Annotated in this window: 13 protein-coding genes; 11 read left to right on the forward strand and 2 right to left on the reverse strand. The window is 71.4% G+C overall.

Features of this window, described 5'->3' with window-relative positions; genetic code table 11:
* Positions 1–4: 4 nt before the first annotated feature.
* The 4 genes from ACQP2X_RS09900 (at position 5) to ACQP2X_RS09915 (ending at position 7,343) form a co-directional block, all read left to right on the forward strand.
* Entirely contained in the window at positions 5–952 is a 948-nt protein-coding gene (locus ACQP2X_RS09900) for a hypothetical protein (RefSeq protein WP_498695920.1), read from the forward strand.
* Between the two features lie 133 nt (positions 953–1,085).
* Positions 1,086–2,684 (forward strand): MinD/ParA family ATP-binding protein, encoded by a 1,599-nt coding sequence (locus ACQP2X_RS09905; protein ID WP_498695922.1) that lies wholly within the window; start codon positions 1,086–1,088, stop codon positions 2,682–2,684.
* Between the two features lie 77 nt (positions 2,685–2,761).
* The gene (gene dnaE, locus ACQP2X_RS09910; RefSeq protein ID WP_498695923.1) at positions 2,762–6,295 is read left to right on the forward strand and encodes a DNA polymerase III subunit alpha; all 3,534 of its coding nucleotides are present in this window, start codon (positions 2,762–2,764) and stop codon (positions 6,293–6,295) included.
* A 469-nt stretch (positions 6,296–6,764) separates the two neighbouring features.
* Positions 6,765–7,343 (forward strand): hypothetical protein, encoded by a 579-nt coding sequence (locus ACQP2X_RS09915; protein ID WP_498695924.1) that lies wholly within the window; start codon positions 6,765–6,767, stop codon positions 7,341–7,343.
* A 329-nt stretch (positions 7,344–7,672) separates the two neighbouring features.
* On the opposite strand, the gene ACQP2X_RS09920 is transcribed toward ACQP2X_RS09915, so the two are convergent.
* Positions 7,673–8,383 carry an LON peptidase substrate-binding domain-containing protein gene (locus tag ACQP2X_RS09920; RefSeq protein ID WP_498695926.1) on the reverse strand — a complete coding sequence of 237 codons (711 nt, stop codon included), beginning with the start codon at positions 8,381–8,383 and terminating at the stop codon, positions 7,673–7,675.
* A 103-nt stretch (positions 8,384–8,486) separates the two neighbouring features.
* Here ACQP2X_RS09920 and hisD point away from each other — a divergent pair, with 103 nt between their 5' ends.
* Genes hisD through priA form a run of 7 tightly spaced genes read left to right on the forward strand, consistent with a single transcriptional unit; the run spans position 8,487 to position 13,302 of the window.
* A complete protein-coding gene (hisD, locus tag ACQP2X_RS09925; protein ID WP_498695928.1) occupies positions 8,487–9,797 on the forward strand; it encodes a histidinol dehydrogenase in 1,311 nt (436 codons plus the stop codon).
* Complete coding sequence (locus ACQP2X_RS09930; RefSeq protein ID WP_498695930.1) at positions 9,794–10,855, forward strand: histidinol-phosphate transaminase; 1,062 nt, start codon at positions 9,794–9,796, stop codon at positions 10,853–10,855. Before hisD ends, ACQP2X_RS09930 begins: the two co-directional genes overlap by 4 nt.
* Positions 10,852–11,463: an imidazoleglycerol-phosphate dehydratase HisB gene (gene hisB / locus ACQP2X_RS09935; protein WP_498695931.1), complete on the forward strand. Its 612-nt coding sequence runs from the start codon at positions 10,852–10,854 to the stop codon at positions 11,461–11,463. The genes ACQP2X_RS09930 and hisB overlap by 4 nt, the downstream gene beginning before the upstream one ends.
* Positions 11,463–11,621 carry a CG2302 family histidine operon protein gene (locus ACQP2X_RS09940; RefSeq protein ID WP_179855327.1) on the forward strand — a complete coding sequence of 53 codons (159 nt, stop codon included), beginning with the start codon at positions 11,463–11,465 and terminating at the stop codon, positions 11,619–11,621. The genes hisB and ACQP2X_RS09940 overlap by 1 nt, the downstream gene beginning before the upstream one ends.
* A complete protein-coding gene (gene hisH / locus ACQP2X_RS09945; protein WP_498695932.1) occupies positions 11,621–12,241 on the forward strand; it encodes an imidazole glycerol phosphate synthase subunit HisH in 621 nt (206 codons plus the stop codon). The genes ACQP2X_RS09940 and hisH overlap by 1 nt, the downstream gene beginning before the upstream one ends.
* Complete coding sequence (locus tag ACQP2X_RS09950; RefSeq protein ID WP_498695933.1) at positions 12,242–12,565, forward strand: hypothetical protein; 324 nt, start codon at positions 12,242–12,244, stop codon at positions 12,563–12,565. It abuts the gene before it with no gap.
* A gap of 11 nt (positions 12,566–12,576) precedes the next feature.
* Positions 12,577–13,302, forward strand: coding sequence for a bifunctional 1-(5-phosphoribosyl)-5-((5-phosphoribosylamino)methylideneamino)imidazole-4-carboxamide isomerase/phosphoribosylanthranilate isomerase PriA (gene priA, locus ACQP2X_RS09955; RefSeq protein ID WP_498695934.1), 726 nt, complete (start codon positions 12,577–12,579; stop codon positions 13,300–13,302).
* Here priA and ACQP2X_RS09960 read toward each other — a convergent pair.
* Entirely contained in the window at positions 13,248–14,177 is a 930-nt protein-coding gene (locus ACQP2X_RS09960; RefSeq protein WP_498695935.1) for a LysR family transcriptional regulator, read from the reverse strand. The two genes, priA and ACQP2X_RS09960, sit on opposite strands and share 55 nt — an antisense overlap.
* Positions 14,178–14,208 lie beyond the last annotated feature (31 nt).

The raw sequence follows: 14,208 nt of genomic DNA on the forward strand, positions 1-14,208 counted from the left end.
GCCCATGGGACCCGCCCAGCGGGTGCGCCTGTTCTCCGCGTCCGACGCCCGTTTCGCCATCGCCTGCGTGGCGGTGACGGCGGGCGTCGTTCTGCTGGGGACGCTCTGGGTGGGCCGGCGCGAGGTCGCGCCGACGTCGAATTCCACAGATATCGTACGGGTCGGGGTCGTCCAGGGGCAGACCGTTCCGGGCTATCTCGACTCGTCGCGCACCGAGCTGGGGGCGCTGGCCGAGCCGTCGGCGCCGTCCGCCGGTGACTTGTGGGCGCTGGTGAGCCTCGGTTCCTATGTGCCGGCCGGTCTCCTGCCCGGCCTGCTCGAGGGCGCCTCGGTGGCGCAGGTGTACGCCCGGGTGCCGCTGCCGGAGCAGCACACCCCGGTGGTCCGGATCCCGGTCTACCGGCTGCCGGCCGACGTGCTCTCCGGCATGCTCGACGCGGCCATCGCCCGGGACACCGAGAAGGCGTCCTACGAGCAGCTGGCGTCCAAGCTCCCGGCCTCGGAGGCGCGGGCCCGGGACGCGTACGCGGCGGCGGCCCGCACGGCCGAGATGGAAGCCTCCGCCTATCGCTCGGGATGCCCCTGCGTCTACGCGGCCGTGGTCCGCGGCACGCCGGCCGCGTTGCAGGAGGTGGCGGCCCGCGAGGGCGTGCGGGCGGTCGATCCGGCGCCGGAGGTACGCAGCCTCGACCGCACCGAGTTCCGGCCGCCGCTGCCCGAGCAGACGGGCGTCGTGCCCGCTGTGCCAACCGCGTCCCCGGGCATTGCCTCACAGCCGTCCGCGCCGATAGTGTCGTCGCCCGGGGTCGATGTGACATCCACCTCATCGCGGGACTCCAGGCACCTGAACGACCCTTCCGCCTCGGCATCGGAGGATCTTCCTGCCGTACCCTCTGCGTCAGACGCGACAGCTGCTCACGATGCGACCAGCGCCTCGGCGGCAGCACCCTGAGCCCCGCCCGGACGTTAGGTCTCTAGTCGGTGGCACGGGCAGTGGCCCTATCGCGCTCGGCTCCGTAGCCTGTCAAAGGCGAACGGCCCGGGCGTGGGCATCACCGAGAGCAATGGGCAGGGAGGACTGAGCCGTGGAGGGGACCGAGACCGGCTGGGGCCGGCCTGCGGAACCAGCCCCGCGATGGCGGGCGCTGCTCGACCGCGCCCGGCACGGTTCACGCGGCGCCGACGACCAGGCCGAGGAGCAGGGTCGTGAGGACGCTCAGCAGCAGTCCCAGCAGTACGGGACGCCCCTGCCCACCCGCCGGCCGACCAATCCGCTCGACGCCCGGGGAGCGTCCTACGGGTCGCGGTACGACCAGCATCCAGCCGACCAGCACGCCGATCAGCAGCCCGCGGCCGATCCGCAGCAGCGGGCGGTGCCGCAGCGGCCGATCAATCCGCTCGACCCTCGGTGGCAGGCGCGGTCACAGCCCGTGACGCCGCCGCCGGTCGCGCCTCCCGCTCCTCCAGCGCCCGAGCCGACGAGCTTCTTCGGGCCGTCGTCGCGGTCCGCCCCGCCGCAGCCCCAGCCCCGTGACTATCCGCAGGTGCGGGCGTCGGCGGCGGCTCCGGTCGCGCAGCCGCCGGCCGCGTCGAGCTATGCCCCGTCCGCCCCAGCGCCGTCGGCCTTTGCTACGCCGCCGTCCGCTCCAGCGCCGTCGCCGTCGTCCTATGCGGCAGCGCCGTCGTCCTTCGCCGGGCCGCCGTCCCCGTCAGCGCCGTCGTCCTTCGCCGCGGCGCCGTCCGCTTATGCCGCCCCGCCGGCGCCGGCGCCGGCGGCGCCGCCGGCCGTTCAGCCCGCGCCCGCTCCGCGGGTGGCGCCGTCGCCGACCTCGCCGGCCGGTGCGCGCATCGAGTGGCGGCAGACGCGGGCCGACGACGAGTTCGCCCGGGCCGTGTCGGTCATGCGGCGCAAGCTCGGCAAGCCGCGGGTGCTGGCCTTCGCCAACCCCAAGGGCGGCGTCCACAAGACCACCGCGACCGTGCTCGCGGCCGCGACCATCGGCAGCGTCCGCGGCCGGGGCGTGCTCGCGTGGGACGACAACGAGCTGCGGGGCACGCTCGGCCTGAGAGCCGGGAGCGCCCGTCACGCCCGCACGATCAAGCATCTGCTGGCCGATCTCCTCCAGATCGAGAACCTGCACGGCGACGCGCTGCTCCAGGAGCTCGACGGCTATCTGCGGCACGCCTCCGACGGGTCCTACGACGTGCTGGCCGGCGAGGAGAACCCGCGCTTCGCCCAGCGGCTCGACCAGGGCACCGTGCGCCGGGTGATGGATCTGCTGCGCCGCACCCACGACGTGATCTGCGTGGACACCGGCAACAACGTCGAGAGCGTCAACTGGCAGACCGTGATGCGCCAGGCCGACCAGCTGGTGATCACCACGGTGCCCCGCGAGGACGCGGCCTTCACCGCTGACTGGATGCTCGACGTGCTCGACGAGAGCGGCATGGGCGACCTGGTGTCGAACGCGGTGACGTTGATCTCCTGCCCCTCGCCGGGGCCGCTGCCGCTGCTCAACGACTTCGCCAAGCACTTCGCCACCCGCACCCGCGCGGTGGCCGTGGTGCCGTACGACCCGGCCCTGGAAGTGGGCTCCTCGATCGAGTACGCGGACCTCCAGCAGGAGACGCGCTCGGCGTGGCTCAAGGCCGCCTCTGTGATGATCGAGCCATTCGCCGAGTGACACGCGTTTCCCCCTCGTTCTTGTCGTAGGGGCCCGCTAGAGTCGCTGGCGTTCCTACAACTTCAGGGGGGTCCGGGGTGTCTGACTCGTTCGTGCATCTCCATGTGCACACCGAGTATTCGATGCTCGACGGAGCGGCCCGGATCAAGGAAGTGCTGGCCGAGGCGGCCCGCCAGGGCATGCCGGGCGCGGCCATCACCGACCACGGCAACATGCACGGGGCGTACGACTTCTACACGCAGGCCAAGGCCGTCGGCGTGACGCCGGTGATCGGCGTCGAGGCGTACGTCGCGCCCGAGTCCCGCCTGATGAAAAACCGCGTCAAGTGGGGCCGCCCCGAGCAGAAGGGCGACGACGTCTCGGGTAACGGCGCCTACACCCACATGACCATGTGGGCCCGCAACGCCGTCGGGCTGAAGAACCTCTTCCGGCTCAACTCGCGGGGCTCGATGGAGGGCCAGCTCGGCAAATACCCGCGGATGGACTTCGACATCATCGCCGAGCACGCCGAGGGCATCATGGGCACCACCGGCTGCCCGTCCGGCGCCGTGCAGACCCGGCTGCGGCTCGGCCAATTCGACGAGGCGCTCAAGTCCGCCGCGATGTACCAGGAAGCCCTGGGCAAGGAGAACTACTTCCTCGAGATCATGGACCACGGCCTCTCCATCGAGAGCCGGGTCCGCGACGGGCTCCTCGAGATCGGCCGGAAGCTCGGCATTCCGCCGCTGGTCACCAACGACTCCCACTACACCCACGAGGCGCAGGCCTCGGCCCACGACGTGCTGCTGTGCGTGCAGACCGGCAGCAACATCGCCGACCCCAACCGGTTCCGCTTCGACGGCGCCGGCTACTTCGTGAAGTCGGCCGACCAGATGCGCGCGGTCGACTCGTCCGAGGCCTGGCTCGAGGGCTGCCGCAACACCCTGCTCGTGGCCGAGCGGGTCGACACCGAGGGCATGTTCACCTTCAAGAACCTGATGCCCCGGTTCCCGATCCCCGACGGCTACAGCGAGGAGGAGTACTTCCGCCACGTGGCGTACGAGGGACTGCGCTTCCGCTTCCCCGACGGCATCCCGGAGACCCACGTCAAGCAGGCGGAGTACGAGCTCGGCGTGATCATCGAGATGGGCTTCCCGGCCTACTTCCTGGTGGTCGCCGACTTCATCCAGTGGTCCAAGCGCAACGGCATCGCGGTCGGGCCGGGCCGTGGCTCCGCGGCGGGCTCGCTGATCGCGTACGCCATGGGCATCACCGACCTCGACCCGCTGCCGCACGGCCTGATCTTCGAGCGGTTCCTCAACCCCGAGCGCATCTCGATGCCCGACGTCGACATCGACTTCGACGAGCGCCGGCGCGGCGAGGTCATCAAGTACGTCACCGAGCGCTGGGGCGAGGACAAGGTCGCCCAGATCGCCACCTTCGGCACGATCAAGGCCAAGGCCGCGATCAAGGACTCGGCCCGCGTGCTGGGCTACCCGTTCGCGGTCGGCGACCGGATCACCAAGGCGCTGCCGCCCGACGTCATGGGCAAGGGCATCCCGCTCTCCGGCATCTTCGACAAGGACCACAAGAGGTACGGCGAGGCGGGCGAGGTCCGTACGCTCTACGAGACCGACCCCGACGTCAAAAAGGTGATCGACACCGCGCGCGGCATCGAGGGCCTGATCCGGCAGACGGGCGTGCACGCGGCCGGCGTCATCATGAGCGCCGAGCCGATCATCGACCACATCCCGCTCATGCGGCGCCCGGCCGACGGCGTCATCATCACGCAGTTCGACTATCCGACCTGCGAGACGCTCGGCCTGCTCAAGATGGACTTCCTGGGCCTGCGCAACCTGACGATCATCGACGACGCCAACAAGAACATCGAGCTCAACCACGGCAAGAAGCTCGATCTGCTGGCGCTGCCGCTCGACGACCCGAAGGCGTACGAGCTGCTGGCCCGGGGTGACACGCTGGGCGTGTTCCAGCTCGACGGCGGGCCCATGCGCTCGCTGCTGCGCCTCATGAAACCCGACAACTTCGAGGACATCTCGGCCGTCCTGGCCCTCTACCGGCCCGGCCCGATGGGCGTCGACTCGCACACCAACTACGCGCTGCGCAAGAACAAGCTCCAGGAGATCACCCCGATCCACCCGGAGCTGGAGGAGCCGCTGCGCGAGATCCTCGAGCCCACGTACGGCCTGATCGTCTATCAGGAGCAGGTGCAGCGCGCCGCGCAGATCCTCGCCGGATATTCGCTCGGACAGGCCGACCTGCTCCGCCGGGCCATGGGTAAGAAGAAGAAGGAAATCCTCGACAAGGAGTTCGTGCCGTTCCAGCAGGGCTGCATGGAGCACGGCTACTCCAAGGAGGCCATCCAGGCGGTGTGGGACGTGCTGGTCCCGTTCGCCGGGTACGCCTTCAACAAGGCCCACTCGGCGGCGTACGGCCTGGTCTCCTACTGGACGGCGTACCTCAAGGCGCACTACCCGGCCGAATACATGGCAGGTCTGCTCACGAGTGTGGGCGACGACAAGGACAAGATGGCGATGTACCTGGCCGAGTGCCGGCGCATGGGCATCCAGGTGCTGCCGCCCGACGTCAACGAGTCGGCCGGCCCGTTCACCCCGGTCGGCAAGGACATCCGGTTCGGTCTGGCCGCGGTCCGCAACGTCGGGCACAACGTGGTCGAGGCGATCCGCCGCTGCCGCGACGACAAGGGCAAATACCAGGACTTCTACGACTTCCTGTCCAAGGTCGACGCGATCGCCTGCAACAAGAAGACCATTGAATCTCTGATCAAGGCCGGCGCGTACGACTCGATGGGCCACAGCCGTAAGGGCCTGCTCGCGGTCCACGCCGAGGCGATCGACGCCTACGCCGACGTGAAGCGCAACGAGGCGGCCGGGCAGTTCGATCTTTTCGGCGCGTTCGGCGACACCGAGGGCGGCAGCGCGGCCACGGTGGCGATGCCCCCGATCACCGACGACGAGTGGGACAAGCGCGACAAGCTGGCGTTCGAGCGCGAGATGCTCGGCCTGTACGTCTCCGATCACCCCCTCGCGGGCCTCGAGCAGCTCCTCCAGAACGCGGCCGACACGACGATCGCGGCGCTGAACGAGGAGGGTTCGGTCCCCGACGGCCAGGTGGTGACGCTGGCCGGCATCCTCACGGGCGTGCAGCGGCGCATCACGAAGCAGGGCCGGGCGTGGGCCTCGGCCACCCTGGAAGACCTGGCCGGTGGGGTCGAGGCGCTGTTCTTCCCGAACACCTACGAGGTGATCGGCCAGTTCATCGCCGAGGACGCGATCGTGGTGGTGAAGGGCCGCGTCGACCGGCGCGACGACACCCCGCGCATCATGGCGATGGACATGTCGCTGCCCGACGTGACCCACAACCCGGACAGCAAGCCGATCACCCTGACGATGCCGATCACCAGGTGTACGCCGCCGCTGGTGTCCGAACTGAAGGACATCCTGACCAGCCATCCCGGCGACTCCGAGGTGCACGTCCACCTGCAGAACGGCAGCCGCACCACGATCCTGCGCCTGGGCGCGGTCCGGGTGGCGCCGACACCGGCGCTGCGGGCCGACCTGAAGATGATCCTCGGCCCGTCGGCGGTGGCCTAGACCGAGCGGGACGGCACGGGGGAGAACCTGGCAGGATCGTAGGGTGAACGCGAGTCAGGATCCGGCGCACCAGCATCAGCCCGGCCCACCCCCGCCCGACCCGACGGCCGCCCCGGCCGCCGGCGCCCCGGCGGGTTACGAGGCCCCGGCCTGGCCCGGTTCCGGCAGCCCGCAGCCGTGGTCGGGCCCGCCTTCCGAGGCAGGCAGTGGTGAGCCGTGGTCCGGTCCGGCCTCTGCGGCGGGCGGCGGCGCGCCTTGGTCGGGCTCTGCGCCGGAAGCGGGCGGTAGTGCGCCCTGGTCCGGGTCGGCGCCGGAGGCGGGTGCTGCTCGGCCGTGGGCCGGGGAACCGGGTGGTGGGTACGGGCTGGCGCATCCCACGGGGCCTGAGGCGGGCGAGCAGTGGCCGGCGCCGGACATCTCGCGGCGGCCGTGGCGGCGTACCCTTGTGGTGTCTTTATCGGTCTTTGCGGTGATTTTTGTGCTCGGCGGGCCGTTGGGGCTGCTGTGGCAGTGGATCGCGCCCTCGGTGCCGGTGATCGGCATCGGGCAGGGCGACATCGGATTCAACGATCCGTCACCTGAGGAGTACATCGCCGCCGACGGCTGGTTCACGCTGCTCGGGCTGGGGTTCGGACTGATCGTGGCGATCGGGGCGTGGCTCCTGCTGCGCCGCGACCGGGGGCCGTTCCTGCTGTTCAGCATCGTGGCCGGGGCGCTCGGGGCGGGATATCTGGTCGCGCCCTGGCTCGGCGAGATGATCGGCCGGGACGACTTCGATCGGTGGCGGGAGACGGCCCAGCAGGGATCGACCTACCTGGAGCCGCCCGAGGTCCACTCGCTCGGGCCGATGCTCGTGCCGGCGTTCGCGGCGGCGATCGCCCTCACCCTGATGGCCGGCTGGTCGAACGATCCCGACCTCGACGTCCCCGGGGCCCGGCCCGGATATGGGCCCAACAGTGACGCCCCGCCGGACGCTCCCGACTGGTCCGGCGCGGTGCCGTCCGACCAGACGCCTACCGGCAGCGCGGCCGAACCACCGCGCCACTAGCGGCCGCCCCGCGATACGAGTCGGGGATGGGGTGCGATTCGGGCCCCGCGCCGAGCCATCGGGCGGCCGCGCTGGAGGAGTTGCCGCGTGCTGCGAGCCGGAGGCTGCCGCGGGGCGAGGCGGGCGCGGTGCTGCGAGGCCGCCGCGGGGGCAAAGGCGGCTGCGAGGTCGCTGCGGGGGTAGAGGCGGCTGCGAGGCCGCCGCGGGGGTAGAGGCGGCTGCGAGGTAGAGGTGGGTCAGCGGCGGCCGCGTGCTGCGAGGCAGAGGCGGCGCGTAGTGCGGCGTAGCGGTGGGACGCGCTGCGAGATCGTGGCGGGCGCGTGAGGGTGTCAGTTCGGGCTGGCGGGGCGGGCCAGGTCGGACAGGGGGACCGGGACGGCTCGGACGCGGGCCAGGAGGCCGGACTCGCGGTTGAGGAGTTTCAGCTCGGTGCGCAGGCGGGCCGCGGTGTCGGGGGCGGCCAGCAACGACTGGCGCTCCTCGGTGGTCAGCTGGGCCGTGGCCGCGATCAGGTGGGAGAGGACCGTCGGGTCGGCGGGGACCGCGTCCAGGCCCTCGGAGTCGGGGCGGAGCAGTTCCAGGTAGGCGCGGAAGGCGGCCAGAGCCCGTGGGGCCAACAGCTCGGCCGTCTCGTCGGGGGACTCGTCGGGGAGCCACTCGACGTCGGCCGTCAGGTAGGGCTCGTCGCCCTGGATCACGTCTTTGATCAGGAAGCGGCGGCGGCCCACGGTCATGATGTCGTAGCGGCCGTCGGAGAGCTCCGTCACCTGGCGCAGCTCGGCCGTGCAACCGACCTGGTAGAGGTCGTCGGCGGTGATCGGGGGCGGGGGCGCCGACGGGCCGTCGGTGGTGACCGTCTCGGCGGGGGCCTCGGCTCCCCGGCGCAACGTGACCACGCCGAACTCGTGCGGGTCGTCGGACGGGCCGGCCACCAGCTCGCGCACCAGCGCCCTGTACCGCTCCTCGAAGATGTGCAGGGGGAGCACCAGGCCCGGGAACAGCACCGTGCCCAGCGGGAACACCGGCAGCCGCTTGCTCACCGGCTCAGCCTATCGGTAGCCCCACCATGGTCAAGGATCCCATCTCCTGGGCCCGGCCGCGGCGATGTCGGGCTTCACCGGTGGGCAGCATAAACTTGGCGTCGTGCTGAAACGGACCGACCTGCGTGGCTCCCAGCGGGACCCTCGTGGACTGATGCCCCGTGCCCAGCTCGACGTGTCTCAGGCCGTCGAGCGGATCCGCCCGGTCGTCGAGGCGGTCCATCGGCATGGCTTCAGCGCGATCCGGGAAGCCACCGAGAAGTTCGACGGCGTGACGCTCGAGCGGCTGCGTGTCGCCAAGGAGGACATCGCCGCGGCCGAGGCCTCTCTCGAGCCCGCGGTCCGGGCCGCCCTGCTCGAGAGCATCAAGCGGGCCCGCAAGGTGCACGCCGACCAGCGGCGCACCGACGTCACGACCAAGGTCGTCGACGGCGGCACCGTGACCGAGCGCTGGATTCCCGTGCAGCGGGTCGGGCTCTACGTTCCCGGCGGCCTCGCCGTCTACCCGTCCACCGTGGTCATGAACGTCGTGCCGGCTCAGGAGGCCGGGGTCGACGCCCTCGTCGTGGCCAGCCCGCCGCAGAAGGAGAACGGCGGGCTTCCCGACGCGCGGGTTCTCGCCGCGTGTGCCCTGCTCGGGGTCGACGAGGTGTACGCCGTGGGCGGCGCCCAGGCCATCGCCATGCTGGGGTACGGCTCGGACGGGGCCGACGACGCCGACCGCTGTGAGCCGGTCGACGTGATCACCGGGCCCGGCAACATCTGGGTGACCGCGGCCAAGCGGCTGCTTCAGGGGACCGTCGGCATCGACGCCGAGGCCGGGCCGACCGAGATCGCCATCCTGGCCGACGACACGGCCGACCCGCGGCACGTCGCGGCCGACCTGATCAGCCAGGCCGAGCACGATCCGCTCGCCGCCAGCGTGCTCGTCACCGACTCCGTGGCGCTGGTCGACGCGGTCGAGGCCGAGCTGCTCACGATGGTCGCCGCCACCAAGCACGCGGCCCGGGTGCAGACCTCGCTCACCGGCGACCAGTCCGGCGTCGTGCTCGTGGACGACCTCGAGCAGGGTTTGCGCGTCGTCGACGCGTACGCGGCCGAGCACCTGGAGATCCAGACGCGCGACGCGCGGCAGTGGGCCCTGCGGGTCCGCAACGCCGGCGCGATCTTCGTGGGGGCCTGGTCGCCGGTGTCGCTCGGCGACTACGCGGCCGGCTCCAACCACGTGCTGCCGACGGCCGGCTGCGCGCGGCACTCGTCGGGGCTGTCCGTCCAGTCGTTCCTCAAGGGCGTGCACGTGATCGAGTACGACGAGGCCGCCCTGCGCGACGTCGCCGGCCACGTGGTCGCGCTGGCCAACGCCGAGGACCTTCCCGCGCACGGTGAAGCCGTGAGGGCGAGGTTCGGCAAGTGAGCATCGACGATCTCCCCATCCGGGACGACCTACGCGGCAAGACGCCGTACGGGGCTCCGCAGCTCGACGTCGCCGTGCGGCTGAACACGAACGAGAACTCGTACCCCGTCCCCGACGACGTCGTCGAGGCGATCGGCAAGGCCGTCCAGGCCGAGCTGCGCGACCTGAACCGCTACCCCGACCGCGACGCCGCCGCGTTGCGGGCCGAGCTGGCCACCTATCTCGGGCACGGCCTGACCACGGCCAACGTGTGGGCCGCGAACGGGTCGAACGAGGTGCAGCAGCAGCTGTTGCAGACCTTCGCGGGGCCGGGACGCACCGCGTTGGGCTTCGGGCCCTCGTACTCGATGCACCCGCTCCTCGCGCAGGGAACGGGCACCCGCTGGATCGGCGCGCTGCGTGACCCCGACTTCGGCCTGCGGCCCGAGGCGGCCGTGGCCGAGATCGAGAAGCACGACCCGGACGTGGTCTTCGTCTGCTCGCCGAACAACCCGACCGGCACCGCGCTCGACCCGGCCGTGATCGACGCCGTTCTCGGCGCCGCCCGCGGCATGGTGATCGTCGACGAGGCGTACACGGAATTCGCCCGTCCCGGCACGCCGAGCGCGCTGACCCTGCTGCCGGGGCATCCGCGGCTGGTGGTGAGCCGGACCATGAGCAAGGCGTTCGGCTTCGCCGGGGGGCGGCTGGGATATCTGGCCGCCGACCCCGCCGTGGTCGACGCCGTGCAGTTGGTCCGGCTGCCCTATCACCTGTCCGCCCTCACCCAGGCCGCCGCCCGCGCCGCCGTCGTGCACCGCGACTCGCTGCTGGCCACGGTCGAGGCGATCAAGGAGCAGCGCGACCGCATCGTCACCACGCTGCGTGAGCGCGGCCTGAAGGTGGCCGACAGCGACGCCAACTTCGTGCTGTTCGAAGTGGGCGGAGACCAAAAACTCGCTTGGCAGCGACTGCTCGACCGCGGTGTTCTGGTCCGCGACGTCGGTCTGGCAGGGTGGCTGCGGGTAACCGCGGGCACTGAAAAAGAGACCGACGCATTTCTGGAGGCTTTGCAGTGAGTCGCACCGGGCGCATCGAACGCGCCACGAACGAGACGAAGGTGCTCGTCGAGATCGATCTCGACGGCACCGGCCAGGGCGACCTGAGCACCGGCGTCGGCTTCTACGACCACATGCTCAACCAGCTGGCCCGGCACGGCGGGTTCGACCTGACAGTGCGCACCGAGGGCGACCTCGAGATCGACGCGCACCACACCATGGAGGACACCGCCATCGCCCTGGGCGAGGCCTTCGCGCAGGCGCTCGGCGACAAGAGGGGCATCCGGCGGTACGGCTCGGCGACCATCCCGATGGACGAGGTGCTGGTCCGCGCGGCCGTCGACCTGTCCGGCCGGCCCTACGTGGTGCACGACGAGCCGCTGCTCACCCCGTACATCGGCCCGGTCTACGCGACCAGCATGACCCGGCACATCTTCGAGGCGTTCGGCCACGCGGCCAAGGTCACCCTGCACGTGGACGTGCTGCGGGCCTGCCGGCCGGGCGGTCACCCGGACGCCCACCACGTGGTCGAGGCGCAGTTCAAGGCGTTCTCGCGGGCGCTGCGCGAGGCCGTCGAGATCGACCCGCGCAACGCCGGGCAGCTCCCGTCGACCAAGGGCGTGCTCTGATGGCCATCGCCCTGTTCATCCTGGCCGGCTTCCTGGTCGGCGGTGTCATCCAGCTGATCAAGTCGGGGGCCACCAAGTTCAGCGTCGGCCTGGTCGGCGTGCTGGCCGCCCTGGCCGTCGCCGGCGGCATCGCCTGGCTGCTCCCGGGGGACAACTGATGCCCAACGTGGTGGTGCTCGACTACGGGTCGGGCAACCTGCGCTCGGCCGAGCGGGCGGTCGCCCGCACCGGCGCCGACGTGACGGTGACCAGCGACCTCGCCGCCGCGGCGGAGGCCGACGGCCTCGTGGTGCCGGGCGTCGGGGCGTACGCCGCCTGCATGGCCGGCATCGACGAGATCCAGGCCGGCCCGATGATCGCGGCACGGGTCGCGGCCGGGCGTCCCGTGCTGGGCATCTGCGTGGGCATGCAGATCCTGTTCGACTCGGGTGTGGAGCACGGCGTCGAGACGAAGGGCCTGGGCCTGCTGCCGGGCGTCGTCAGCAAGCTCGCCGCGCGCCGGATACCGCACATGGGCTGGAACACGGTCGACGTCGCCGACGGCTCCGTGCTGCTGGACGGCCTCACTCCCGAGGTGCGGTTCTACTTCGTGCACTCGTACGGCGCCTCGGACCTTGACGCTCTGCGGAAAGCCGGCGCCAAGGTGACCACCGCGAGCCACGACGAGCCGTTCGCGGCGGTCGTCGAGCACGGCGCCCTCAGCGCGGCCCAGTTCCACCCGGAGAAGTCGGCCGACGCGGGCTTCGGGCTGCTGCGCAACTGGGTCGCCGGGCTGTAGATGTCGAAGGAGAGAGCGCGACGGCGCGCCGAGCGGCTCGCCGTGCTCGAAAAGGAGAAGGCGGCCCGCGCGCGCAAGGTGTCCCGTCGCGCGTGGCGCCGGTCGCTGGTCAACCGGCTCACCCCGCCGCGGCTCGGCCGGTCGGGCACGCTGCATCGCCGCAGCCGTGGTGAGCGTCTCGGCATCATCCTGCTGCCGCTCGTGGCCATCGCCGCGATCTGGTTGTGGGTGCCCGAGACGTCGCTGCGGATCGTGCTCACCCTGCTGATCGTCCTCGCCGCACCCGCTCTGGTCGTCGTCATTCTCGGTCGCAAGGCCGGATAAAGGGGAATTTCATGACACTCGCTCTGCTGCCCGCCGTCGATGTCGCGGACGGTCAGGCCGTCCGTCTCGTCCAGGGCGCCGCCGGCTCCGAGACCTCCTACGGCGACCCGCTCGAGGCCGCCCTGGCCTGGCAGAACGACGGCGCCGAGTGGGTGCACCTGGTCGACCTGGACGCGGCGTTCGGGCGCGGCTCCAACGCTGCGTTGCTGGCCGACGTGGTGGCCCGGCTCGACGTGAAGGTGGAGCTGTCCGGCGGCATCCGCGACGACGAGTCGCTGAGCCGGGCGCTGGCCACCGGCTGCGAGCGGGTCAACATCGGCACCGCCGCCCTGGAGGACCCGGAGTGGTGCGACCGCATCGTGTCCGAATACGGCGACCGGGTCGCGATCGGGCTGGACGTGCGCGGGCGCACCCTGTCGGCGCGGGGCTGGACCCGCGACGGCGGTGACCTGTTCGACGTGCTGGGCCGGCTCGACAAGGCGGGCGCGGCGCGGTACGTGGTCACCGACATCACCAAGGACGGCACCATGCGCGGCCCGAACCTGGAGCTGCTGCGCGAGGTGTGTGCGGCCACCGACCGCCCGGTGATCGCCAGCGGCGGGGTGTCCACCCTCGACGACCTGCGGGCGCTCAAGGTTCTGGAGCCGGCCGGGGTGGAGGGTGTGATCGCCGGGAAGGCGCTCTACGCGGGCGCGTTCACGGTGGCCGAGGCCCTCGCGGCGCTGCGCGAGGCCTGATTCCACGAGATGCGCAGAGCCTCCTCCGCCGCTTTGATCGCCGGGCGGGCGGCGGAGGCCTCACGCCACGCGACGACCACACGGCGGCGTGGTTCCGGCGTCAGCCTGACCACCCGTACCCCCTCAGGCAATTGACGTGATCTCGCCAGCCGGGGGATGACCGCCACGCCGAGCCCCGCCGAGATCAGCGTCAGCTGAGTCTCGAACTCGCCCACGTGGAAGTCGGGCTGCACGCCCGGCAGGACCCGCAGCAGCCATTCGTGGCAGATGTCGCCGGCCTTGGCCGCGATCCAGCGTTCGTCGCGCGCCTTGGCCAAGGTGGTCGTGGCCCCGAACCGGTGACCGCTCGGCACGATCAGGTCGGCCACGTCCCAGCCCAGTTCGATGTGGGTGATGCCGCTCGGATAGCGCAGCGCCACCTCGGGCCAGTCGTCGAGCACGGCCAGGTCGACGTGCCCGCGGTGCAGCATGTCGAGCCCTTCGTGCGGGTTGACCTCGACCAGGCCCGTGGTCAGCTGCGGGTGGTCGGAGGCAAGGCGGTGCAGCGCGTACGGCAACAGAGCGCGGCACGCGGTGGCGAAGGCGGCCACGGTGAGCCGCCCGATGACCGTGTCGCGGTGCGCGGCCAGCGCCGCCTCGGCCTCGTCGACGGCGGCCAGCACCTTTTCCGCGTGCCGGGCCAGCACCTGTCCGGCCTCGGTGAGCCGCAGCCGGCGCCCGTCCTTCTCGACGAGTGTGGCGCCGGTCTCCCGTTCGAGTTTGGCCAGCTGCTGGGAGACCGCTGACGGCGTGCAGTGCAGGGCCTCACCGGCCGCGAGCACGGTCTTGTAGCTGGCCACGGCGTGCAGAGCCCGGAGACGCCCCAGGTCAATCATGTAGCGAGGCTACATGATGGCTTTCGCTTTT

Source organism: Actinoplanes sp. CA-131856 (genome assembly GCF_050956135.1).
In the GTDB taxonomy this organism is placed as follows: Bacteria; Actinomycetota; Actinomycetes; order Mycobacteriales; family Micromonosporaceae; genus Actinoplanes.